Genomic DNA, 21,333 nt, shown 5'->3' with positions numbered 1-21,333 from the left:
CACCACCACACCGAAGGCGGCGAACAGGTCTTTCACGCGCGAGCGGCGCGTGCGCTGAAAACGGATCTTTACCATGGCGCGACATTCAGGAAAAAGCGTTGCAGCCAGCCCATGGTCTCGGCCTCGTCGATTACGCCTTTCGCGGAGTATTCGATCTTCGCATCGGCGACATCGGTCGAGAGCACGGAGTTGTCTCCGGCAACGGTGTTCGGATTCACGACGCCGGAGAAGCGTACGAATTCATTGCCCTGGTTGATGAGCATCTGCTTTTCGCCCGACACCACCAGGTTGCCGTTGGGCAGCACGTTCGTGACCGTCACGGTGATGACGCCCGTGAAGGTGTTGGAGGCATTGGCGCCGCCCGTCGCGTCGAACTGGTTCGCGCCGGTCGCCGACAGGTTCGCGCGCGAGAAGAAGCCCGGCGCGAAGCCCGCGGTCGGCACATTGAAGCTGGTGCTGCCGCCGCGTTTGGTGTTCGCGCCCGATGACTTGGTCGCGTTGATGTTTTCGGAAATGACGATGGTGAGGATATCGCCGGTATTGCGCGGCCGCTGGTCTTCGAACAGCGGCCGGCCCACGTAGCCGGGGTTGTAGATCGAACCCGGCGAAGTATTCGTGGGCGGCTGCGGCGGCACGGCCGTCATCGGCTGCTGCACGATCGGCTGACGGTTCGGCACATAGGCGCAGCCCGCCAGCACGACGAGCGCGAGCGACAGCGACGCCGCCACGGCGCGCGAAGTCGCCCGGCGCACTGCCTGCTGCCGCGAACGAGAGTTGAACTGAACGGACTGGCCCATATTCCTCACCACTTCTATTCCGTACTGCTATTACGGTTGCTTCAAATGTCCTGCGTTGCCGCTCGCGGTCCTTAGACCTGCATCTGGCTCAGGGTCTGCAGCATCTGGTCGGACGTCGTCAGCGCCTTGCTGTTGATTTCGTACGCGCGCTGCGTCTGGATCATGTTCACCAGTTCCTGCACCACGTTCACGTTCGACGATTCGACATAGCCCTGGTTGAGCGAGCCCGAACCGTTCAGGCCCGGCGTCGTCACGGTCGGCGCACCCGACGAGGCCGTTTCCGACACCAGGTTTTCGCCATTGCTTTGCAGACCGGCCGGGTTGATGAACATCGCCACCTGCAGCGAGCCGATGGTGGTGTTGCCGGTCGAGCCCGGCGTCGTCACCGTCACCACGCCGTCGCTGCCGATGGTCAGCGAAGTGGCATTGGCGGGCACCGTGATGGCGGGCAGCACCGGATAGCCGCTCGCCGTCACCAGCTGACCTTGCGAGTTGGTCTGGAACGAGCCGTCGCGCGTGTACTGCGTCGTGCCATCGGGCATCTGCACCTGGAAGAAGCCCGCGCCGTTGATCGCCACGTCCTTCGAGTTGCCGGTCTGCTGCAGGTTGCCCTGCGTGTACAGGCGTTCGGTGGCGACCTGCTGCACGCCGGTGCCGACCTGGCTGCCCGACGACATTTCGGTGGTCTGGGTGGAGTTCGCACCCGGCTGACGCAGCGTCTGGTACATGAGGTCCTCGAACACGGCGCGCGAACCCTTGAAGCCATTGGTGCTCACGTTCGCGAGGTTGTTCGAGATCACGTCCATCTGCGCCTGCTGGGCGTTCATGCCGGTAGCGGCGATGTAGAGCGATCGGTTCACGGTGTCTTTCTCCCGGCGCGTAGTCTGCTTTGTGCGAGACCGGCGGCCATTAAATTGCTTAGCTGAAGTTGAGCAGCTGGTTAGCGCTCTGTTCGTTCTGGTCGGCGGTCTGCAAAAGCTTGGTCTGCATCTGGAACTGGCGCGCGTTGGTGATCATCGAGACCATCGCGGCAACCGGATTCACGTTGCTGCCTTCGAGCGATTCCGTCGCGATCTTGACCGTCTGGTCCGCATCGGCCGGATTGCCGTCCGAGGTGCGGAACAGGCCGTCGTCGCCACGCTGGAGCGAACCGGCGGGCGGGTTCACGAACTTGATCTGGTCGATCATGGCGATGGCGCTAGCCGGGCTTCCCGGGGCGAGCGCCGACACCGTGCCGTCGGAGCCGATCGTCACCGCCGATCCGGGCGGCACGGCGATCGGGCCGCCGCCGCCGATCACCTGCTGGTTGCTGGCCGTCACGAGCTGGCCGTTTTCGTCCACGTGCAGGTTGCCCGCGCGCGTGTACGCCTCATTGCCGTCGGCGGTCTGCACGGCCATGAAGCCGTTGCCCTGGATCGCGATATCGAGCGGATTGCCGGTCTTCGAGATCGCACCGGGCGTCATGTCGGAGCCTGGCGTCGCCGACAGCACGAAGGTGCGCGTGGTCGAATCGTTGACGGTGGAGCCGTCGCCGAACGACATCGGCACGGAGCGGAAATTCGCCAACTGCGCGCGAAAGCCCGTGGTCGAGACGTTGGCCAGGTTGTTCGCGACAACGGCCTGCTGCTCGAGCGCCTGGCTCGTGCCCGTCATCGCGGTATAAATCAGTCGGTCCATGATGTGCCCGGTGCGTGATTAGACAAACGTGCTTACATCTGCAGCAGCGTCTGGTCGACGGTCTGCTGCGTCTTGATGGTCTGCGCGTTGGCCTGGTAGTTACGTTGCGCCGTGATCAGGTCGACGAGCTGGTTGGTCAGGTCGACGTTCGACGATTCCACCGCGCCGCCCGTGAGCGTGCCGTGGTTCGTGCTGCCCGGCGTCGAAACCTGCGCCACGCCCGAAGCCGCGGTTTCCTGGAACTGGTTGCCGCCCAGGTTCTGCAGGCCGTTCGGGTTGTTGAAGTTGGCGAGCACGACCTGGCCGAGCGTCTTGGTCTGACCGTTCGAGTAGTTGCCCGTGATGGTGCCGTCCGAGCCGACCGTGAAGTTCGACAGCGTGCCGCTGGCGTAACCGTCCTGCGCGAGGTTGTTCACGCCGTTGGTGCCGCCGTACTGCGTGGTGCCCTTGAAGTCGAGCGTGACAGCCATCGAAGCCGCGCCGTCCGAGAGCTTGCCGCCAGCCGTGCCGATCTGCAGCGTCATCTGGCCGGTGCCCGTCGCCACGCCTGCGGCGTCGGTCGACGACACCAGCGAGCCCGACGAGTTGAACGACATCGTGCCGACTTCCGAAGTCGTGCCGCCCGAGACGCCCGAGTAGACGTTGTAGAGCTGGTTGCCGCTCGCGTCGGTGCCGCCCTTCACGAAGTACATATTGATCTGCTGCGTGCCGCCGAGCGAGTCGTAGGCCGTGATCGACGTCGAGTAGTTGTAGCTCGACGAATCGCTGGCGCTGAAGGTCGTGTCGGTCGGCGTGGTGGCCTGCGCGTTCAGGTTCAGCTGGGCCGTGACGGTCGAGGTCGTGACCGGCGCGATGTTGGTCGTCGGCACCTGCAGCGGCACGGTTTGCGCCGTGTTCACCACGCCGCTCGTACCGGCTGCGTAGCCCATCAGGTCGTTGCCGGCGGCATCGGTGATGTAGCCGTTCTTGTCGAGCTGGAACACGCCGTTACGCGAATACGTGACGGTGCCGTTGTTCGACATCTGGAAGAAGCCGTTGCCGTTGATGGCGACGTCGAGCGCCTGGCCGGTCGTGGTGATCGTGCCTTGCGAGAAGTTCTGCTGCACTTCCGAGAGCGCCGCGCCCAGACCGATCTGCGTGTTGACCGAAGTCGCCACGGTGTTTGCATAGACGTCGGCGAACTGCGCCGAGCTTTGCTTGAAGCCAACGGTGTTCGCGTTGGCGATGTTGTTGCCGATGACGTCGAGGTCGTTCGAGGCGGCGGCGAGGCCGCTCAATCCTTGCTGGTAGCCCATGAGTATTTACTCCGCGCTGTCGTTTATCAGGTTCAGAGAATGCCGGCCACGCTGGAGAGCGGGACCGTCTTGCCGTTAGCGAGCGAAAGGCCCGCCGTGCCGTCGGATTGCTGGATCACGGCGTCGACCTTGCTCGCGACGAGCGCCGTCGCGGAGGTGGCCTGACCGTTGACCGTCGCGTTCGCGCTGATCGTGTAGTTGCCGTCGGCGACCGTTGCGCCCGACGAATCGGTGCCGTTCCACGTGACCGGCACGGTGCCTGCCGACTGCGCGCCCAGGTCGAGCGTGTTGACGACCTTGCCCGCCGAGTTGGTGATCGTGATCGTGACGTCCGAAGCCGCCGACGAAAGCTGCACGCCAAGCTGCGGCGCCGAGCCGCTCGACACTGCGGCCGTGCTGCCCGCTGCCAGCACCGTCGAGCCGATCAGCAGTGCCGACTGGGCGTTCTGGCCAGCGGAGAGCTGCGTCGAGAGCGACGAGAGCGACGTGTTCAGATTCGCAATGCCCGACACCGTATTGATCTGGGCGAGCTGCGAAGTCATCTGCGAGCTGTCCATCGGATCGGTCGGATCCTGGTTCTGCAGCTGCGTCACGAGCAGTTGCAGGAAGGTCTGCTGCAGATCGCTGCCGCTCGTGCCGCTGGTCGAAGCCGACGAGGTCGACGACGAGCTCGCCGACGTACCGTTCATGGTGTCGAGCAGCGTCTGCGATACGGTGGCGGAACTGCCGCCGATGGTGGTGTTGCTGGAGGTCAACGCGTTCTCCTCGGATACGCTGTCTGTTGCTGGGTAGCGTGTGGTGTGGTTCCCGTTCCTGCGCCGGCTTAGGTCGCTTGAATCGCTTACGTGCCGATCGTCAGGGTCTTGAGCATCAAGGTCTTGGCGGTGTTCAGGGTTTCGATGTTGGCCTGATAGGAGCGCGACGCCGAAATCATGTTCACCATTTCCTGCACCGGGTCGACGTTCGGCATGCTCACGTAGCCGTTGGCGTCGGCGGCGGGATTGTCCGGGTCGTAGGTCTGCTTCATCGGCGTCGGATCGTCGATCACGCCCGTCACCTTCACGCCGCCCACCTGCTGGCCGGACGCGCTGCGCGCGCCGCCGAGCGGGTTGACCGCGAACACGACCTGCTTGGCCTTGTAGGGCTGGCCGTCCGGGCCGGTCGTACTGTCGGCGTTGGCGAGATTGGACGCCGTCACGTTCAGGCGCTGCGATTCCGCCGACATGGCGGAACCGGCAACGCTGAAGATATTCATGAGGGATGGCATGGTTTCGTTGACCTCTGGTCGGTGCGTCTTATCGGTGCGGCTTGGTGCTGGCTTAAAACGTTTGCTGTGTCGGGCGATAAAGACGGCCGCTTAGCTCGATCCCGACTGGATCGCCGAGAGCATCGTCTTGATCTGCTGCGACACCACGGTCATGCCCGACTCGAAGTGCAGCGCGTTATCGGCGAACTGCACGCGTTCGGTGTCGAGATCGACCGTGTTGCCGTCGAGCGCGGGCTGCGTCGGGATGCGGTACATCACCGGGCTCGAATACGTGTCGGCCGGGCCGCCAGTCGGGATCAGCTTTGCGTTGCCCGACAGGTGACCCGCTTCGGTGGTCGCCATCGACATGCCGCTGGTCACGCCAGCCGGTTGCGCAAGGGCGAGCGGCTGGAAGTTGCCGGTGGCGGACGTGCCGGTAGCGGACGTGCCCGCGCCAGCCGACGTGGCCGCGCCCGCGTGCTTGAGCGCACCCGCGAGCGAAGCCGAGAAGTCGACGTCGCGCGCCTGGTAACCCGGCGTGTCGGCGTTCGCGATGTTCGAGGACAGCAGCGCCTGGCGCGTCGCGCGCACATCGAGCGCTTCGCGGCCAAAGGCGAATTCGGCGTCGAGTTTGTCCAGCATCGGGCGTTCTCCGTTACACGAAATGAAAGGCTGCGTCGGCGCATTCAACGCGCATCCGTTCTTTGGATCGAACGCGCAGGCCTTTTCGCATGGAGAGGAATAGTAGGCGGGGTACGCAAGAACCAATCGGACGAATAGCCGGTAACTCGCCCCTCTATTCAACGCCAGGAAGCTGGGCGCGCCACCTAGAATGCGAGGCGTGTCAATGCAATAGAGGGAGAACGACCATGCCGCAGACAGCCCACCTCCGCGCACGCCGCGCGGCAGCGCCAAGGCTCGCGCTCGGCCGTTCGGTCTGCAAAACCGCTGTGCGCGCCACTGTGGCCGCCTTGATTGCCGCTGCGGGCGTGCTTGCGAGCGGCGCCGCCAACGCGCAGAGCGATGCATCGGCCCAGCAGATCTATATCGCGGGTCCCGGCGATCGCGCCGGTGAGGACGCGCAGCGCATGAGCGCGATGCTCAACGAGCCGTCGAAGAACAAGGCCGCCGCCAACGCCGCGGCTTATGCGGAAATCGCCAGATCGCTGGCCTATAGCGCGAACTCGCGCGCGCAGCAGCAGGCGGGCCAGGCGTCGGCCGCCCAGAGCGGCATGATTTCGATTCCCGGCGCGGGCGAACGCGGCACCGCCGCCCAGAACGCGGCCGCCAGTGATGCGCCGCAGATCGTCACGATTCCTTCGCCGGGTACGCCGGCCGCACCGGTTGCATCGGTAGCATCGGCCATGCAGCGCCCCGCGATTGCGCGCGCCGTGCAGCCGATGCGCGTGCCGCCCGCCAGCATGAACGCCAACGCCAGTGCCAACGCAGGCGGCTTCCAGCGCGTGAGCGTGGCCGCGCCGTCGCGTGCGGTGACGCCGGTCGTCGTGCAAAGCGCGTCGGCATACGGCCAGGCCGCGCAAGCCGTTCAGGCGGCGCAGGCCGTCCAGCCGGTGCCGCCAGGCCAGGAAGACGGCGAGCGCATCCGCGCCGCCGCCCTCACCTATCTCCAGCAACAATCGGCGGGTTTGCCTGGCAAGGTCGAAGTGAGCGTCGCGCCGGTGTTCCCGCGCGGCCTCGCGGCCTGCGACGCGCTCGAACCGTTCATGCCGCCCGGCGCGCGCAGCTTCGGCCGCACCACGGTGGGCGTGCGCTGCGTCGGCGCGAAGCCGTGGACGCTCTACGTGCAGGGCCGCGTGATCGTGCAGATCACCTATTACGTCGCGTCGCGCCAGATCAATCCGGGCGAGGCGCTGTCCGCGGTCGACTACGTGCCGCGCGACGGCGATCTCTCGACGCTGCCGCAAACCGTCATCACCGATCCCTCCCAGGCCAACGGCGCGATTGCCCTCATGCGCATCACCTCGGGCCTGCCGCTGCGCTCGGATATGCTGCGCAGCGCCTCGTCGGTGGTGATCGGCCAGACGGTCAAGGTGATCGCGGTGGGCTCGAATTTCACGATTTCCTCGGAAGGCAGCGTGCTCAACAACGCCGCGCCGGGCCAGCTGGTGCGCGTGCGCACCCCCAACGGACAGATCATCAGCGGCGTGGTGAAAGACGCCGCAACGGTGCAGGTGCAGATATAGGCACGATTCATGATCCGGTCGAGGCACGATCGACGCCCGACCTTGATGCAAAACGCATTTCGATCAGGCCCGAAAATGCTCAGGATGGCTATGTGCGTAAGGACACGTAACATCGTGTAACCGCTGGAGATTCGCGCTAAAGTTCGCGCGGCCCCTTGCCGTTATAAAGGCCATACGGATCAGGAAGCCCCATCGTGAAAATCGACACCTCCACCCGCAATGACGCGCTCCCGCTGCAGGATGGCCTGACGCGCGCGCAACAAGGCGAAACCGCAAGCACCGCGACGACCGGCAACACGGCCTCCAGCGCCCCGGCGACGAGCGCCGGCAGCACGAGCGGCACTAGCGGAGACGCCAACGTGAGCCTTTCCAACCTTTCTTCCTCGCTGCGTTCGCTCGCGGCGAGCGGCTCAGCCGACATCGACACGGCGCATGTCCAGTCGATCAAGGACGCCATCAAGAACGGCACGCTGCAGATCGACACCGGCAAGATCGCCGATGGCATTCTGGAAACGGCGCGCGGACTGGTGAAGCCGGCTGCTTCGGGCAGCTAGTCAGCCAGACAGCGCGGCGGCGGGCCGTCCCGCACAACCCGCTTTAACGGTGGTACCCGATGAAAGACGCTCTTCTCGCCACATTGATCGACGAACACGCCGCGGTGGAGGCGTTCGCCTCGCTGCTCGCCTTCGAGGAGAAGGCGCTCACCACGGCAGACGGCATGGATTCGCTGCCGCAGATCGTCGAGCAGAAGACGACGCTCACGCAACGCATGTCCGGTCTTGAGAAAGTGCGCGACGCGCAGCTCAAGGGCCTCGGCCTGCCGACCGGGCGCAAGGGCATCGAAATGGCCTGCGACGGCGACGCGCGTCTGTTGGGGCAATGGGAACTGCTCAAGGGTTCGACCGAGCGCGCGCGCCGGCAGAACCTGACCATCGGCATGATGGTGCGCACCCGCATGGAACATAACCGCCGGGCGCTGGCGATCCTGCGCGGCGAAACGAACACCGGCACTTCGATGCTGTACGGCCCGGACGGACGCTTGCCGCAGTTCGGGCTGTAACTGACTGATTGATCCGTAAAAGACGATGGGAAAAGCCGAAGCCTGGGTGCTTCGGTTTTTTTGCGTTGGGGGTTGGGGATGCCGACGCACCGGCATGAACCCGCGCCCGGCCGCCCCCAAAAGAAAAAAGCCGAAGCGCTCACACGCTCCGGCTTCCCCCTCCCCGTAGCGCCGATCTTGCGGCGCCGTGCTTTATTCAGTTCTCCTGCCCCGCCCACGCCATCTCGCGCAGACGCGTACGCAGTCGCGCGACCGCCTGGCTGTGCAGCTGGCACACGCGCGATTCGCTGACTTCCATCACCGCGCCGATTTCGCGCAGGTTCATGCCGCGCTCGTAGTAGAGCGACATCAGCAGCTTTTCGCGCTCGGGCAGGCGCTCGATCGCTTCCACCAGCGCGCCGCGCAGGCTGTCATCGAGCAGCGCCGAGAGCGGGTCCGAATGATCGACGCAATAGCGGTCGAGGAACGGCTCGTCGTCGGCCGAGCGGTCGAAGTCTTCGTAGTAGATCAGCTGGCTGCCATGCAGGTCCTGCAGCATCGACTGATATTCGTCGAGCGGCATTTCCAGATGGTCGGCGATCTCGGTTTCGCTCGCGGCGCGGCCCAGACGCTGTTCGACCTTGTGCACCGCGCTCTCCACCTCGCGCGAGGTGCGGCGCAGGCTGCGCGGCAGCCAGTCGTTGCTGCGCAGCTCGTCGAGCATCGCGCCGCGAATGCGCTGGCTGGCGTAGGTTTCGAACTGCGCGCCCTGGTCTTCCTTGTAGCGGTTGGCGGCATCCATCAGGCCGATCATGCCGGCCTGGATCAAGTCATCCAGATCCACGCTCGCGGGCATCTTCGCCACGAGTTGCAGACCCAGGCGCCGTACCAGCGGCGCGTATTTCGCCAGCACATCGGCCTGCGAAATCTTTCCTTGAGCGTTGTACATCGTGCTCTCCTCTCGACCGCAGCCGGGCGCTTTTACGCCCGCTGCGATCCCATGCAAATTAGTCGCTGTTTCCCTTGCTGCGCTTGTCGCCACCGCACGTCAAGCGTGCTGGGGCGTCGGGCGCGGCACGGGCGGGTCCGCCCGCCATCCTGCATGGGCCGACGCAGGCGCGGATGGAACGCCAGTGACGGTCGAAACAAATGATTCAGCGGCATTGCCGTGTCCGGCGTGTCCCGCTTGTCCTGCTTGTCCGCTCGCGAGCGCCGATACCGCGGCAGCCGCCACGCCCGCAGGCGCGGTTTCCACCTTCGCTGCCGATGCCTGGGCGTTATCCGCCGCCACGGCCTCGGCGAAACTCGTCGAGCGGCCCGAGCCGGTCGAACGGGCCGACAGCGCGGGGCGCATCGGCCAGTGCGGCAGCTCGGCGGCCACGTGACGGAAGTCGCGTGCCGCGGCCGTCGACGGGAACGCATCGACGATGCAGCGCGACAGTTGCACCGCGCGCGGCATGTGCGGGTCCGCTGCCACGCAGCCCGCGTTTTCGATCGACACCGTCAGGTAGCGGCTGGCCACCCCGGCGAGGTTCTCGAACGCGGCCTGCGCTTCCGGGCCATGCTCGATGTGGTTCGCCAGCACGCGAAACTGGCCGATCGCATGCGCGAAGTGCAGCCGTTTCATGCAGGCGTAGGCATCGGTGATCGCCTGCGCGGAAACACGCATCACGATCAGCAGGTCATGCGCGTGCATCGCGAGCGGCGACAGCGCGCCTTCGGCGTCGAGCTGCGCATCGATCAGCACGAAATCGGCGGGACCGGTCAACACCTTGTTCAGTTGCGCGCTGGTGTACTGCGCGCGGTGCTCGCGCGAGGCGGCCAGCACGCCGAAGCCCAGAGCATGACGCCCCACCGCTTCGTCGAGCGCCATCTCGCCGCGCATCACCGCCGCGAAGTTGCCCGCGCCGCGCACGCCGCCGAGCAGCCCGCTCACCGAACGCGGCCCGAGGCATTCGTCGATGATGAGCACGTCCTTGCCTTGCGCGGTCAGCGCGGCCGCCAGGTTGATCACGGCGGTGGTACGTCCCGGCGCGCCGGGGCCGCCCGTCACCGCGATCACGCGCGAACCTTCGCGCGCCAGCAGTCGCCGCAGGCCTTCTGCCTGATCGATCACAAACTTATCCAAACCGGACCTCGTGGGCTTGCGAATTCGAGCGGTTCGACAACGCCGACAGCAGCGCGGGGATGTCGTCCTCATGCGGCACGAACGGCGAGCGGTCGCGCGGCACGCAGAAGGCGCTGCGAATCAGGAAGCGGCGCGTGGCCACGTACAGGTTCTCAGGCACCTTCTGGCCAGTCGAGACGTAGTGCACCGGCAGCTTGTAGCGCAGCACCGTATCGAGCGTGCTGCCGAGGTTGGTGGCCTCGTCGAGCTTGGTGAGAATGCAGCCGGTCAGCGGCGATTCGTCCGGACCGCTTTGATAGGCCTGCACCACTTCGTTGAGCGTGTCGCCGTGGTTGGTCGCCGAGAGCAGCAAGAGACGCTGCACCGGACGGCCCGTGCCGCACAGCATGGCGATCTGGTCGGCCACCGCGCGGTCGCGCTGGCTCATGCCGATCGTGTCGATCAGCACGATGTGCTTGCTCTTGAGTTCGGTGAGCGCGAGTTCGAGATCGGCGCCGTCGCGCACCGCGTGCACGGAAACGCCCAGGATCTTGCCGAAGATGCGCAGCTGCTCATGGCCGCCGATACGGTAGCTGTCGGTGGTGAGCAGCGCGACCTTGCTGGCGCCGAAGCGCATCACGCAGCGTGCGGCGAGCTTCGCGGTGGTCGTGGTCTTGCCTACGCCCGTCGGGCCCATCAGGGCGAACACGCCGCCGCGCTCCATCAGCGCTTCTTCGTCTTCGAGTACCGGCAGATTCGATTCGAGCACCGACTGCACCCACTCCATGCCGGCTTCTTCGGTTTCCACATCCGGCAGACGCTCGATCATCATCTTCACGAGCTGTGCCGAGAAACCGGCTGCGAACAACTGCTTGGTGAGCGCGCCCTGCACCGGGCTGCGGCGCTGGCGCTCGCCCCACAGCAGACCCGCGAACTGCTCTTCCATCATGCCGCGCATCGACGCGAGCTCGTTCATCACGGTCTCGTTGACGACCTGCTCGATACGCGAGCGGATCGCTTCGCTCACCGTTTGCGCCGTATTCGCGGCGGCGGCGGCTGCGGCCTGTTCGGACGGCGCCGGACCGGCTGCGTCGGCACTCTGGCCGATGCTGCGCGCGGCGCGACGGGCGGCGGCGTGGGCCGCTTCGAGCGCCCATTGCGGCTGGCTCGCTTCGATATCGGCGGGATGCACCGGGTCGGCGGTCATGCCCAGACCCTTGGCCATGGCCGCCGACGGCGACATGCCGGGCGCCTTGGCGTTGTCTTGCTGATTCTGCTGGTTGGCGATACGGCGTGCGTGATCGATCAGCCAGGGATTCGTTTCGGCCATCGTGCGCGGCGCGCTCGCCGGTTCGCCGAACGGATTCGCGACGGCTTGCTCCAGCAGCGCAGCGGCTTCGCGCGCGGCGGACGGGTTCGAGGCCGAGCGGTTGGCTGCGCCGTTCGCGTTGGCGGCGCTGGACGGGAAGGTGCCGAACGGCGAGGCGGCCATCGTCTGCGCGGTCGGCGGCATGGTCGATTGCTGCGCGGCCTGACCGGCGGCGGCGCGCGAGGCGGCGGCGTTCACCGGCTTGGCGGGCTTCGGTTGCAGCGTTTGCGCCAGCGAGACGCCGATGTCGTCGGCGTGATCGTTGTCGTCGTCGCTATCGGCGTCGTTCTTGCTGTCCGCGCCCGCAGCACCCGGCTCCACGCCCACTTCCGGGCTCGCGCCGAACACCGACGAGAACACGTCGGGCATGCCGCCGCTCGCGTAGGGGTTGCCGAAGCTCGCCGCGGCTGCCGAAGCGGCGGCAGCGGGCGCGCTCATCGACGTGGCGACGCCGGGCAGCGCGGCGGTCGCTGCGCGCTGCATGCGCGTGGCGAGCGCCTGGGAGGGCGACGACGATTGCGGTTGAGCCGCACCGAGGGGCGCTGCATCCGCGGGCGCGATGGCCGCGAGGTCGCTGTCCGCGAGGGCGACGATCTCGACCGTGCCATCGTCGAGCGTGCGGTTCGACAGGACGACGGCGTCCGCACCCAGCGCTTCGCGCACGAGGCGCAGAGCGTCGCGGCTATTGCCACCGATGAATTTGCGAATGTTCAAGCTATGCCCCTGATGAGGTAAGCGGCCTGCGCCGCCTGTCGTATGCCGTTGAATTGCGTCTGGATCACTGCGGGAACACGCACCGCGTGAACCCTTCTCCGATGTTGGAATTATTTCGAAGGTGAGCCACTCACGATCGATGGATCAGGACGGGGAAATGTGGGTAATTCGGCCAATGAGATGAGGTGGGGGATGGAGGCCCGCGATTGGAGCCCATCAATTCTCGCCACCAGGCGATAGATCATGCGAGGTCGTGGAGACCAAATATGCGACTAAATATTCGACCTATAATTTGGTCTATTGATCGGCGTCACCGCGAGCCGCCTGCGACGTGTTCGCTTTACTTGAGGAATCCGCAAAATGGAAAGCATCCTGGCAAGAGCATCGATTGGCATCAGCGAACTGAAGGTGAACCCAATGGCAGCGATCGAACAAGCCGACGGTCCCGTCGCAATCCTCAACCGGAACAAGCCGGTTGCTTACCTGATTCCCGCAAGCGAATGGGAGGCCATCTGTGACCGGCTCGAAGACATCGAGCTCGTGGAACTTGCGCGCTCCCGCCTGAATGACGGTCGCAAGAAGGTGAGAGTCAAGCTTGAAGACCTATGACTTGCACTTTCACGAAGATGCGCTTAAGGAATGGGAGCGCCTCGATGCCACTGTTCGACGGCAGTTCACGAAGAAGCTAACCGAGCGGCTGATAAAGCCGCGCGTCAAATCGGCGAAATTGGGCGGCATGGGCGACGCCTACAAGGTCAAACTCGTCGCCTCGGGTTATCGCTTGATCTATCAGGTCATCGACGACGAGCTAATCGTGCTGGTGATCGCAATCGGCAAGCGGGAAGCGAACGCGGCGTATCGAAAGGCCCACACCCGCCTGACGTAAAAATGCCCGCGAATTGCGGGCATTCCGGGGAGCGCAAATTGAAAAAGCCACGCCTGTTCGACGCATTACAGCAAGGATTCGAAGACCTGGCGGCACTCCGGAAAGGCACACTCAGTACCGAGCATCAATCCGGTCCGGCGCCTGCTCTCACTTCCCTCAACCCACCCCCACCACATTCACCACCTTCACATTGCGCGTATCCGGCACTTCCGCGTACGACAGCACCTTGAGCTGCGGCAGGCTGCGGCGCAGGAAGCGCGAAAGCATCGGCCGCAGCGCATGCTGCACCAGCAGCACCGGCGCCAGACCCAGCACCTGCTGACGGCCCATCGCCATTTCGGTCTGCGTGAGCAGCGTATGCGCGAGGCCCGGCTCCAGCCCCGGATTCGGCCCTGAGGTCAGCGTCTGCGACAGCACGCGCTCCAGATTGGCGTCGAGCCCCATCACCTGCATATCGCCGTTGCCCGGGAACCACTGCTGCGTGATCGCGCGGCCCAGCGAGATGCGCACCGCCGCCGTGAGGTCGTGCGCGTCGGGCACGCGCGGCGCGTGCTCGGCGAGCGATTCCATGATCGTGCGCATGTCGCGGATCGGCACGCCTTCTTCCAGCAGGTTCTGCAGCACCTTCTGCAGCGTGGTGACCTGCATGATCTTCGGCACCAGATCGTCGACCAGCGAAGGCGTGTCTTTCTGCACGCGCTCCAGCAGCGCCTGCACTTCGCGGCGGCCGAGCAGTTCGGCGGCGTGCGTCACCACGAGGTGATTCAGATGGGTCGCCACCACCGTGCTCGAATCGACCACCGTGTAGCCGAACACCTGCGCCTGTTCGCGCATGTTCGAATCGATCCAGATCGCCGGCAGGCCGAACGCAGGGTCAGTGGTCGGCGTGCCTGGCAGCACCGCGCTCACCTGGCCCGGATTGATCGCCAGCCACTGGCCCGGATACGCCTCGCCCGAGCCCACTTCCACGCCCTTGAGCGTGATGCGATACGCATTCGGACGCAATTCCAGGTTGTCGCGGATATGGATAACCGGCGGCAAAAAGCCGATTTCCTGGGCGAACTTCTTGCGGATGCTCTTGATGCGCTTGAGCAGTTCGCCGTCGGTGTTCTTGTCGACCAGCGGAATGATGCGGTAGCCCACTTCCAGGCCCAGCGTGTCGATGAGCGCCACGTCGTCCCAGCTCGCTTCGGTGTTCTCGACCGGCGCGGCGGCGGCGGGCAGCACGTCCGCCAGCACGGCGCTCGCCTTTTTCGCCTCGGCGTTCTTCTTCATCACGCGGCCAAGCTGGATCGCGCCGCCGCCCAGCAGCAAGAACGCGAAGTGCGGCATGCCCGGAATCAGGCCCATCATCAGGATGATCGAGCCGGTGATCATCAGCACGCGCGGGTTGGTGAAGAGCTGGCCCGTCAGCTGCGTGCCGATGTCTTCGTTGGTCGCCACGCGCGACACGATCACACCGGCGGCCGTCGAAATCACCAGCGACGGAATCTGCGCAACGAGGCCGTCACCGATGGTCAGCAGCGTGTAGGTCTCGCCCGCCGCGCCAAACGCCATGCCGTGCTGCACCACGCCCACGATCAGGCCGCCGATGATGTTGATCGCCATGATCAAGAGACCGGCGATCGCATCGCCGCGCACGAACTTGCTGGCGCCGTCCATGGAGCCGTAGAACTCGGCTTCCTGGGCGATTTCCGTACGGCGCTTGCGGGCGGCTTCTTCGTTGATGAGACCAGCGTTGAGGTCGGCGTCGATCGCCATCTGCTTGCCGGGCATCGCGTCGAGCGTGAAGCGCGCGGACACTTCCGCGATACGCCCCGCGCCCTTGGTGATCACCATGAAGTTGATGACCATCAGGATCACGAACACCACGATACCCACGGCGAAGTTGCCGCCCACGAGGAAGTGACCGAACGACTCGATCACCTTGCCGGCGGCGTCGGGGCCGGTGTGGCCTTCGAGCAGCACGATACGCGTGGAGGCCACGTTCAGCGACAGGCGCAGCAGCGTGGAGAACAGCAGCACGCTCGGGAACGCGGCGAAGTCGAGCGGCTTCATGGTGTACATGCTGACCAGCAGCACCATCACCGAAAGCGCGATGTTGAAGGTAAACAGCAGATCCAGCAGGAACGGCGGCAACGGCAGGATCATCATGCCGAGGATCATGCAGATCAGGATCGGCCCGGCGAGTGCGCGCAGATTCGTGCTTTGCAGCATCTCTGGGCGCCGCGCGAGGAAACCGGTGCGGGCGTTCATTACGTTGCTCCTTCATTGCCGTCGCGCGCGGTGTCGGCGCGACCTGCGGTGCTTGCTTGATTCGGTGCTGCATTCGCGGCATTCGCTGCGGCAGCCGTGTTAGTTGCCGCGCCGTCTTCCGGCGACAGCGTTTCGTCGGCTTCCTCGGCGGCGTCCTCGTCGCTCACGCCGCCCTTGTCGAGTTCGGGCGGCACGTCCAGGTCGGTCGGCGCCATCGGCACATCGCCGCCATGTTCGCGGAAACGCTTGAGCTGATAGACCCACGCGAGCACCTGCGCGACCGCGCCGTAGAGCGGGCCGGGAATTTCGCGGTTCAGATCGACGTTGTGATAGAGCGCGCGGGCCAGCGGCGGCGCTTCGAGCAGCGGAATGTTGTTCTCAGTGGCGATTTCGCGGATACGCGCCGCCACCAGGTTCACGCCCTTGGCGACCACCTTCGGTGCGCGCATTTCGCCATCGGCGTATTGCAGCGCCACGGCGAAGTGCGTCGGGTTGGTCACCACCACGTCGGCCTTGGGCACCTGCGCCATCATGCGGCGGCGCGCCATGGCGCGCTGCTGCTGGCGAATGCGGCCTTTCACGTGCGGATCGCCTTCGTTTTCGCGGTGCTCGCGCTTCACTTCTTCCTTCGTCATGCGCAGCTTGCGGTGATACGACCAGAGCTGATACGGCACGTCGATGGCGGCCAGCAGGAACATGCCCGCGACCGTCATGCCGCAGCACACCACGATCAGGTGAAAGGCATCGGCGAAGGCGCGCGGCGCGGGCTGCATGCCCAGACCCAGAATTTCCTCGCGATGATTCCACAGCGCCGAGCCGCCGATCGCGCCCACCAGCAGCGTCTTCACCATCGACATGCCCAACTGCACCGGCCCGTTCAGGGAAAAGATGCGTCCGAGGCCCGTCATCGGATTGAGGCGGTCGAACTTCACGCCGATCGACTTGGTCGAGAACAGCCAGCCGCCCAGCGCCAGCGGTGCGAGCAGCGCGGCGGCGCCGGTCAGCGCGAGCACGGGCAGCACCGCGAAAATGCCTTCGCGCGCGGCGACGCCTGCGCCGGTAAGCATGCGTTTGGTTTCGAAAGCGCTGGCGTGATCGAACGTCAATGCGCCGCGCAGCATCGCCAGCAAATGGCCACCGATGGTGTCCGACATCAGCCAGGCGCCAAAACAACCCGCCGATAGCAGCGCAAACGTGGAAAGCTCCCGCGAACGCGCAATCTGCCCCTCCTCCCGCGCCTTTTCGAGGCGCTTGGGAGTGGCTGATTCGGTTTTTTCGAGGTCGCTGTCCTCTGCCACAGATGCTCCGGTCGGCGGCGCACGCAGCCCGCCACCCAGGTGGTGACGGCGTACGCCCTTTTTCAGTGAGAGCGATTATTGCCTTCAGGGGCAAGCAGCGATTGACGGAGTAGGACAGGGAAACCCGGGTATTTCACCGGATGGGTGCGCGCGGAAATGCGCAGGAAGAAAACGGGGACAGGTTTTGAGCGAGGAATCAGGAGCTTGAAGCGTTGCGCTTCAAGCTCCCAGGCTGCCGATCAGAACGCGACGTAAGGCGCCTGCGTGCCGCCAGTGCCGGTCTGATCGATCCCGTAATAGACGTAGCGGCCGTAGAAGAACGGCAGGCCGAGATCGAGGCTCGAATTGGAACCGAACTGCCCCGCCAGGTCGTTGAAGGCGAAGAAGCTGGTGTTGCCGAGCAGCGTCGAGGCGTTCGCCACGTTGAAGCTGATGCTGCCCGAGTCGTTGTTCTGGTCGACCAGCGTGGTGGTGAAAGTCAGCCCCGTGGACGGGCAGTAGAACGCGCCGAGATCGCCGCCGCACTGGGTGATGGCGCTATCGGCGAAGAAAATGCCGTTCGAGCCCGAATCCAGGAACGCCGTCAGCGAGCGGCTGTTGAAGGTCGTCGAGAGGTCGCCCCAGGCGTTGGTAGTGAAGCGCTGCGAGGCCGACATCACGTTGTTCGACTGCGTGCCGATACCGAACACCAGCGTGCCCGTGGCCGTGGCCTGGCCGCTGTTGGAAACGGGCGGCATCTGCAGGATCACGCCGTTGTTGTCGGTGGTGAAGTGCGCAACCGGATTGGCCACCTGCTGCTTGAGCGCCACCGCCGTCTGGCTGCAGTTGGTGCCGTTCGGGCAGGCGAAGTAGTTGCTGTTCGTCACCGTCACGCAGTTGGCGCCGCAGTCCCACGGCGCGACGCCGATACCCAGAATGCCATTGGCCCCCAGCGCCGAAGTGGTGTTCTGCGCCGCGCCGATGTTCGCGCAGGCCTGCGGCACCGTGGAGGTGGCGAGGTCGCCGATCACCTGGATCGGGATGGCGCTGGCCGTTTCGCCGCTGAGCTTGACGTCGGCGGTGCGCACCGTGCCCCAGGTGTAGCCGTCCGCGAACGCCGTGCATTCGGCCAGCGTGCTGGTGCCCGAGGTGACCTTCGGCAGCGCGCTCTGCATGGTGCTGCTGAGCGCCGAATTGAGGATGCGCAGACCGTACGAGCCGGTATCCACCTGGACGTTGGCGATGGTCTGGCAGGTGGTGCTGTTCGCCACGCAGACCGTCACGCTGACGGTGGGAATGTTCGGCATCGAGTTGGTGACGCCGCTGTTGACCGTCACGGCGACGGTGTTGGCGGAGGTCGCGGCGATCGGCTGCTGGGTGGGGCCGGCGGGCAGCGACGAGGTATCGCTGCTGCTGCCCGAACTGCTCGAACCGCTGCTACTGGAGCTGGAACTGCCGCCACCGCCGCCGCATGCGGCCAGACCCGCCGTCAGGGAGAACATCAGCGCGAGCACGAAGCTGCGCTTCTCGCGAACGAGGGCGTTGAGGAATCTGTAGTTGAACACGCGTCGCCTCCCGTTCGTCATTGGATGTCAGACGTGCTGAAGCCCGACGGCAACGCCGACGGCAGCCACGCCTGACCCGAGAAGGCGCCCATATGGCCGCCCGAATGCACGACGACTGCGCTGTTCTCGACCGCGCCCGGCCCGCGCACGCCCTTCGCGCGGCTCGCCTGCACGCCCGCGACGTACTGCGGGAAGTAGGTGCCGAGCAGCGTGGAAAGGTCGGGCATCTGCGGCCCGCTCCAGGCGACCGCGAACACCGTACCGGCGCTCGAAAGATACTCGCGCACGGCCGTGCCGTTGGCGAGTGTGGTCTCGCGCACGGTGTAGGCGGCGGAAGTGCTCGACGATGAGGTGCCGGACGAGGTGCTCTGGGCAGCCTGACGCGCCACGGAGGACGCGGCCCCGGACGTGGTGTTGACGCTCGCACCGGACGGCGTGGTCATGGGCGCAGCGCCAAGCGCGGCGCTGGCCGGTTGCGAGCCGGTCAACATACCCATTGCGCATAGAGCGGCGAAAGCGAAGCGCGATGCCGCATGCTTGAATAACGGAGTGGATAAAACAGATGTGCCGACGGGTGTTCCCGTCGCGCCTGACTCAGTGGTCGATCGTTGCGGATTCAAGGCGGCCCTCCCTTCTCTCGGTGGCGCGTTCCTCCGCGTGAGGCGTGACGCCCGGCGGCCCGGATCATGACAGCGGGCGACGGCAAGAGGGCGGACGACGGCTCGGCAGGGAACGGCAGACTTCGCTTCGTTGCACCGCGACGGCGCGCGTGGGTGCGGCCTGCTGCGGCAATGAGCGAACGTCCTCTAGTATGCCTGTCCCACATGACATGCGACAGATCGCCGAAGGGCCAGAATGCGCCCGCCGCGACGGTTGTTAAGCGCCGCGCATCATCCGTGCTTCATCCGCGGATTACGCGACGCCCAACCCCATCCTTTGCGTCAGAAGCCGAGGCTTGCCAGCAGGTCGTCGACCTGCGCCTGGTCCTGCATCACGTCGGCCTTGCCTTCCGGATTGATCTGCGGGCCATTGAGCAGACCTTCGGGGCTGCCCGTGCTCGCGTGCACCTCGGCAAGCGCCGCCGCCGTGGCCGCGAACTGTTCGCGCCGCTCGGGCGCGATGTTCTCGACCAGCACCGTCAGCAGTTGCTGCTCGATCAGATAGACCACGTCCATGATCTTCTTGATCACCTGGCCGGTCAGATCCTGGAAATCCTGCGCAAGCATGATTTCGAGCAGGTGCTGGTTCGTCGCCGCGGTCGTTTGCGGCACCACGTCGAGGAACTGTCGCGTGTCGTCCATCAGCGCGCGCACTTCCTCGCGCCCGATCGGTGCGTCGTACCAGGTCGCCCAGCGCGCCGACAGCACCTTCGCGTCGGCTTCGAGCTTTTCCTGCATCGGCTTGGCGAGTTCGATCGCGGTCAGCACGCGCACGGCCGCCTGCTCGGTCATGTCGGCGACATAGCGCAGCCGGTCGCGCGCGTCGGGCACCGCTTCGGCGGCGCGCTCCACGTGCTTGTCGAGACCAAGCTCGCGCATCGAGTCGCGCAGCGTGCGCGTCAGCTGGCCGATGCGCGCGAGAATGCGGTCCGTCGCGAACTCGCCCGATTCGCCGGCGTCGTCCTGCGCGGACGCATCAATGGGCTCGTTCACGTCAGCTCCCGGTCTTCGCCATCTTTTCGAGAATCTTGTTGAGCTTCTCGTCAAGCGTCGCCGCCGTGAACGGCTTCACGACGTAGCCGCTGGCGCCCGCCTGGGCGGCGGCGATGATGTTTTCCTTCTTCGACTCGGCGGTCACCATCAGCACCGGCAGGTGCGTGAGCGACGCGTCGGCGCGGATTTCCTTGAGCATGGCGAGACCGTCGAGGTTCGGCATGTTCCAGTCGGAAATCACGAAATCGTAGTTGCCGCCACGCAGGCGCGCGAGGCCCGCTGCGCCGTCTTCGGCTTCATCGACGTTCGCGTAGCCCAGTTCCTTGAGCAGGTTGCGGACAATCCGGCGCATCGTCGGAAAGTCGTCCACAACCAGAATCTTCATTCCCTTATCCATCTCGGTTCCATTCTCCAGGCTAAAACCCGGGCAATTATCCAGACAAGCGCGGTGCCTATCCAGATAAATTAATCGTGATCGATCGCACAACCCTTACAGAGCCCTGCGATTTCTCGAAATATCGATGCGCAAGCGCCACTCCCTGTGTTTGCGGCGTTTGCGCAAATAACTTTAGACGCGCTGCACACGATCGCCCATCGAGGCCAGTCGCGTCATCACGCGGCGGCTCATATCGGAGAGCGAGGCGATCTCGTCGGCGGCGCCCAGCGCAATCGCTTCGCGCGGCATGCCGAACACGATGCAGCTCGCTTCGTCCTGCGCCAGCGTGAAGGCACCGGCCTTGCGCATCTCCAGCAGGCCCGCCGCGCCGTCGCGGCCCATGCCCGTCAGGATCACGCCGATGGCGTTCTTGCCCGCGTGCTGCGCCGCCGAGCGGAACAGCACGTCCACCGACGGACGATGCCGGTTCACCGGCGGGTCGTCGGACAGGTGCGCGATGTAGTTCGCGCCGCTGCGCGCGAGCAGCAGGTGGGCGTGGCCCGGCGCGATATAGGCGTGACCGGGCAGCACGCGTTCGCCGTGCTCCGCTTCCTTCACGGTGATGCGGCACAGGCCGTTCAGGCGCTGCGCGAACGACTTCGTGAAACCCGGCGGCATGTGCTGCGCGATCAGCACCGCGGGCGCGTCGGGCGGCAGCGGCTGCAGCACTTCGCGGATCGCTTCGGTGCCGCCCGTCGATGCGCCGACGATGATCAGCTTTTCGGTCGACAGCAGCGGGTTGTTGATCATCGGCGCGGCGGCGACCGGCGCATGCGCGTGGGCGCCATGCGAGGCGTGTGCGGCCGCATGGGG

The 21,333-nt window shown here is 65.5% G+C and carries 21 protein-coding genes and 1 pseudogene; 5 read left to right on the top strand and 17 right to left on the bottom strand.

The window, feature by feature from the left end:
* Window positions 1-68: 68 nt before the first annotated feature.
* The 7 genes from flgH to F3J17_RS34785 form a co-directional block, all read right to left on the bottom strand.
* Complete coding sequence (flgH, locus tag F3J17_RS34815) at window positions 69-797, bottom strand: flagellar basal body L-ring protein FlgH (protein ID WP_167070191.1); 729 nt, start codon at window positions 795-797, stop codon at window positions 69-71.
* 71 nt (window positions 798-868) lie between these two features.
* Window positions 869-1,657 carry a flagellar basal-body rod protein FlgG gene (gene flgG, locus F3J17_RS34810; protein ID WP_027816063.1) on the bottom strand — a complete coding sequence of 263 codons (789 nt, stop codon included), beginning with the start codon at window positions 1,655-1,657 and terminating at the stop codon, window positions 869-871.
* 58 nt (window positions 1,658-1,715) lie between these two features.
* Entirely contained in the window at window positions 1,716-2,474 is a 759-nt protein-coding gene (flgF, locus tag F3J17_RS34805; RefSeq protein ID WP_167070189.1) for a flagellar basal-body rod protein FlgF, read from the bottom strand.
* A 32-nt stretch (window positions 2,475-2,506) separates the two neighbouring features.
* A complete protein-coding gene (gene flgE / locus F3J17_RS34800; protein WP_167070187.1) occupies window positions 2,507-3,769 on the bottom strand; it encodes a flagellar hook protein FlgE in 1,263 nt (420 codons plus the stop codon).
* A 32-nt stretch (window positions 3,770-3,801) separates the two neighbouring features.
* Window positions 3,802-4,458: a flagellar hook assembly protein FlgD gene (locus tag F3J17_RS34795; RefSeq protein WP_167070217.1), complete on the bottom strand. Its 657-nt coding sequence runs from the start codon at window positions 4,456-4,458 to the stop codon at window positions 3,802-3,804.
* Between the two features lie 152 nt (window positions 4,459-4,610).
* Entirely contained in the window at window positions 4,611-5,036 is a 426-nt protein-coding gene (flgC, locus tag F3J17_RS34790; protein ID WP_027816059.1) for a flagellar basal body rod protein FlgC, read from the bottom strand.
* Window positions 5,037-5,126: 90 nt separating this feature from the next.
* Entirely contained in the window at window positions 5,127-5,657 is a 531-nt protein-coding gene (locus tag F3J17_RS34785; protein WP_167070186.1) for a flagellar basal body protein, read from the bottom strand.
* A 227-nt stretch (window positions 5,658-5,884) separates the two neighbouring features.
* Here F3J17_RS34785 and flgA point away from each other — a divergent pair, with 227 nt between their 5' ends.
* The 3 genes from flgA to F3J17_RS34770 all read left to right on the top strand — a co-directional run bounded on the left by flgA (window position 5,885) and on the right by F3J17_RS34770 (window position 8,279).
* A complete protein-coding gene (gene flgA / locus F3J17_RS34780; RefSeq protein ID WP_240161264.1) occupies window positions 5,885-7,219 on the top strand; it encodes a flagellar basal body P-ring formation chaperone FlgA in 1,335 nt (444 codons plus the stop codon).
* A gap of 245 nt (window positions 7,220-7,464) precedes the next feature.
* Window positions 7,465-7,773 carry a flagellar biosynthesis anti-sigma factor FlgM gene (gene flgM, locus F3J17_RS34775; protein ID WP_240161265.1) on the top strand — a complete coding sequence of 103 codons (309 nt, stop codon included), beginning with the start codon at window positions 7,465-7,467 and terminating at the stop codon, window positions 7,771-7,773.
* Between the two features lie 59 nt (window positions 7,774-7,832).
* A complete protein-coding gene (locus F3J17_RS34770) occupies window positions 7,833-8,279 on the top strand; it encodes a flagellar protein FlgN (RefSeq protein WP_167070180.1) in 447 nt (148 codons plus the stop codon).
* A 196-nt stretch (window positions 8,280-8,475) separates the two neighbouring features.
* On the opposite strand, the gene F3J17_RS34765 is transcribed toward F3J17_RS34770, so the two are convergent.
* From F3J17_RS34765 to flhF, 3 genes and pseudogenes are all read right to left on the bottom strand, one after another.
* The gene (locus F3J17_RS34765; protein WP_167070178.1) at window positions 8,476-9,207 is read right to left on the bottom strand and encodes an RNA polymerase sigma factor FliA; all 732 of its coding nucleotides are present in this window, start codon (window positions 9,205-9,207) and stop codon (window positions 8,476-8,478) included.
* Between the two features lie 396 nt (window positions 9,208-9,603).
* Window positions 9,604-10,386 (bottom strand): annotated as a pseudogene (locus tag F3J17_RS34760) (MinD/ParA family protein); the annotation flags it as partial.
* The gene (gene flhF / locus F3J17_RS34755) at window positions 10,379-12,448 is read right to left on the bottom strand and encodes a flagellar biosynthesis protein FlhF (RefSeq protein ID WP_167070176.1); all 2,070 of its coding nucleotides are present in this window, start codon (window positions 12,446-12,448) and stop codon (window positions 10,379-10,381) included. The pseudogene F3J17_RS34760 and the gene flhF, both read right to left, overlap by 8 nt.
* Window positions 12,449-12,808: 360 nt before the next feature.
* On the opposite strand from flhF, the gene F3J17_RS34750 reads away from it, so the two are divergent.
* Window positions 12,809-13,057, top strand: coding sequence for a type II toxin-antitoxin system prevent-host-death family antitoxin (locus F3J17_RS34750; RefSeq protein ID WP_167070174.1), 249 nt, complete (start codon window positions 12,809-12,811; stop codon window positions 13,055-13,057).
* Window positions 13,044-13,334, top strand: a complete 291-nt coding sequence (locus F3J17_RS34745) for a type II toxin-antitoxin system RelE/ParE family toxin (RefSeq protein WP_167070172.1) — start codon at window positions 13,044-13,046, stop codon at window positions 13,332-13,334. Before F3J17_RS34750 ends, F3J17_RS34745 begins: the two co-directional genes overlap by 14 nt.
* Window positions 13,335-13,490: 156 nt before the next feature.
* Here the strand turns inward: F3J17_RS34745 and flhA are convergent, their stop codons facing one another.
* The 7 genes from flhA to F3J17_RS34710 form a co-directional block, all read right to left on the bottom strand.
* The gene (gene flhA / locus F3J17_RS34740) at window positions 13,491-15,590 is read right to left on the bottom strand and encodes a flagellar biosynthesis protein FlhA (protein WP_167070170.1); all 2,100 of its coding nucleotides are present in this window, start codon (window positions 15,588-15,590) and stop codon (window positions 13,491-13,493) included.
* Complete coding sequence (flhB, locus tag F3J17_RS34735; protein ID WP_167070168.1) at window positions 15,590-16,888, bottom strand: flagellar biosynthesis protein FlhB; 1,299 nt, start codon at window positions 16,886-16,888, stop codon at window positions 15,590-15,592. The genes flhA and flhB overlap by 1 nt, the downstream gene beginning before the upstream one ends.
* 239 nt (window positions 16,889-17,127) lie before the next feature.
* Entirely contained in the window at window positions 17,128-18,369 is a 1,242-nt protein-coding gene (locus F3J17_RS34730) for a DUF3443 domain-containing protein (RefSeq protein WP_167070215.1), read from the bottom strand.
* An 80-nt stretch (window positions 18,370-18,449) separates the two neighbouring features.
* Entirely contained in the window at window positions 18,450-18,923 is a 474-nt protein-coding gene (locus F3J17_RS34725; RefSeq protein WP_240161263.1) for a DUF2844 domain-containing protein, read from the bottom strand.
* Window positions 18,924-19,373: 450 nt separating this feature from the next.
* A complete protein-coding gene (gene cheZ, locus F3J17_RS34720) occupies window positions 19,374-20,084 on the bottom strand; it encodes a protein phosphatase CheZ (protein ID WP_167070164.1) in 711 nt (236 codons plus the stop codon).
* A 1-nt stretch (window position 20,085) separates the two neighbouring features.
* Window positions 20,086-20,481 (bottom strand): chemotaxis response regulator CheY, encoded by a 396-nt coding sequence (gene cheY, locus F3J17_RS34715; protein ID WP_167070163.1) that lies wholly within the window; start codon window positions 20,479-20,481, stop codon window positions 20,086-20,088.
* 171 nt (window positions 20,482-20,652) lie between these two features.
* On the bottom strand, window positions 20,653-21,333 hold a 681-nt coding region (locus F3J17_RS34710), incomplete at its 5' end, for a chemotaxis protein CheB (protein WP_275692940.1).

Source organism: Burkholderia sp. Ax-1719, from assembly GCF_011753055.1.
Taxonomy (GTDB): domain Bacteria; phylum Pseudomonadota; class Gammaproteobacteria; order Burkholderiales; family Burkholderiaceae; genus Paraburkholderia.
Note: the sequence above shows the minus strand (reverse complement) of the source record. Positions and strands in the feature narration are given on the sequence as shown.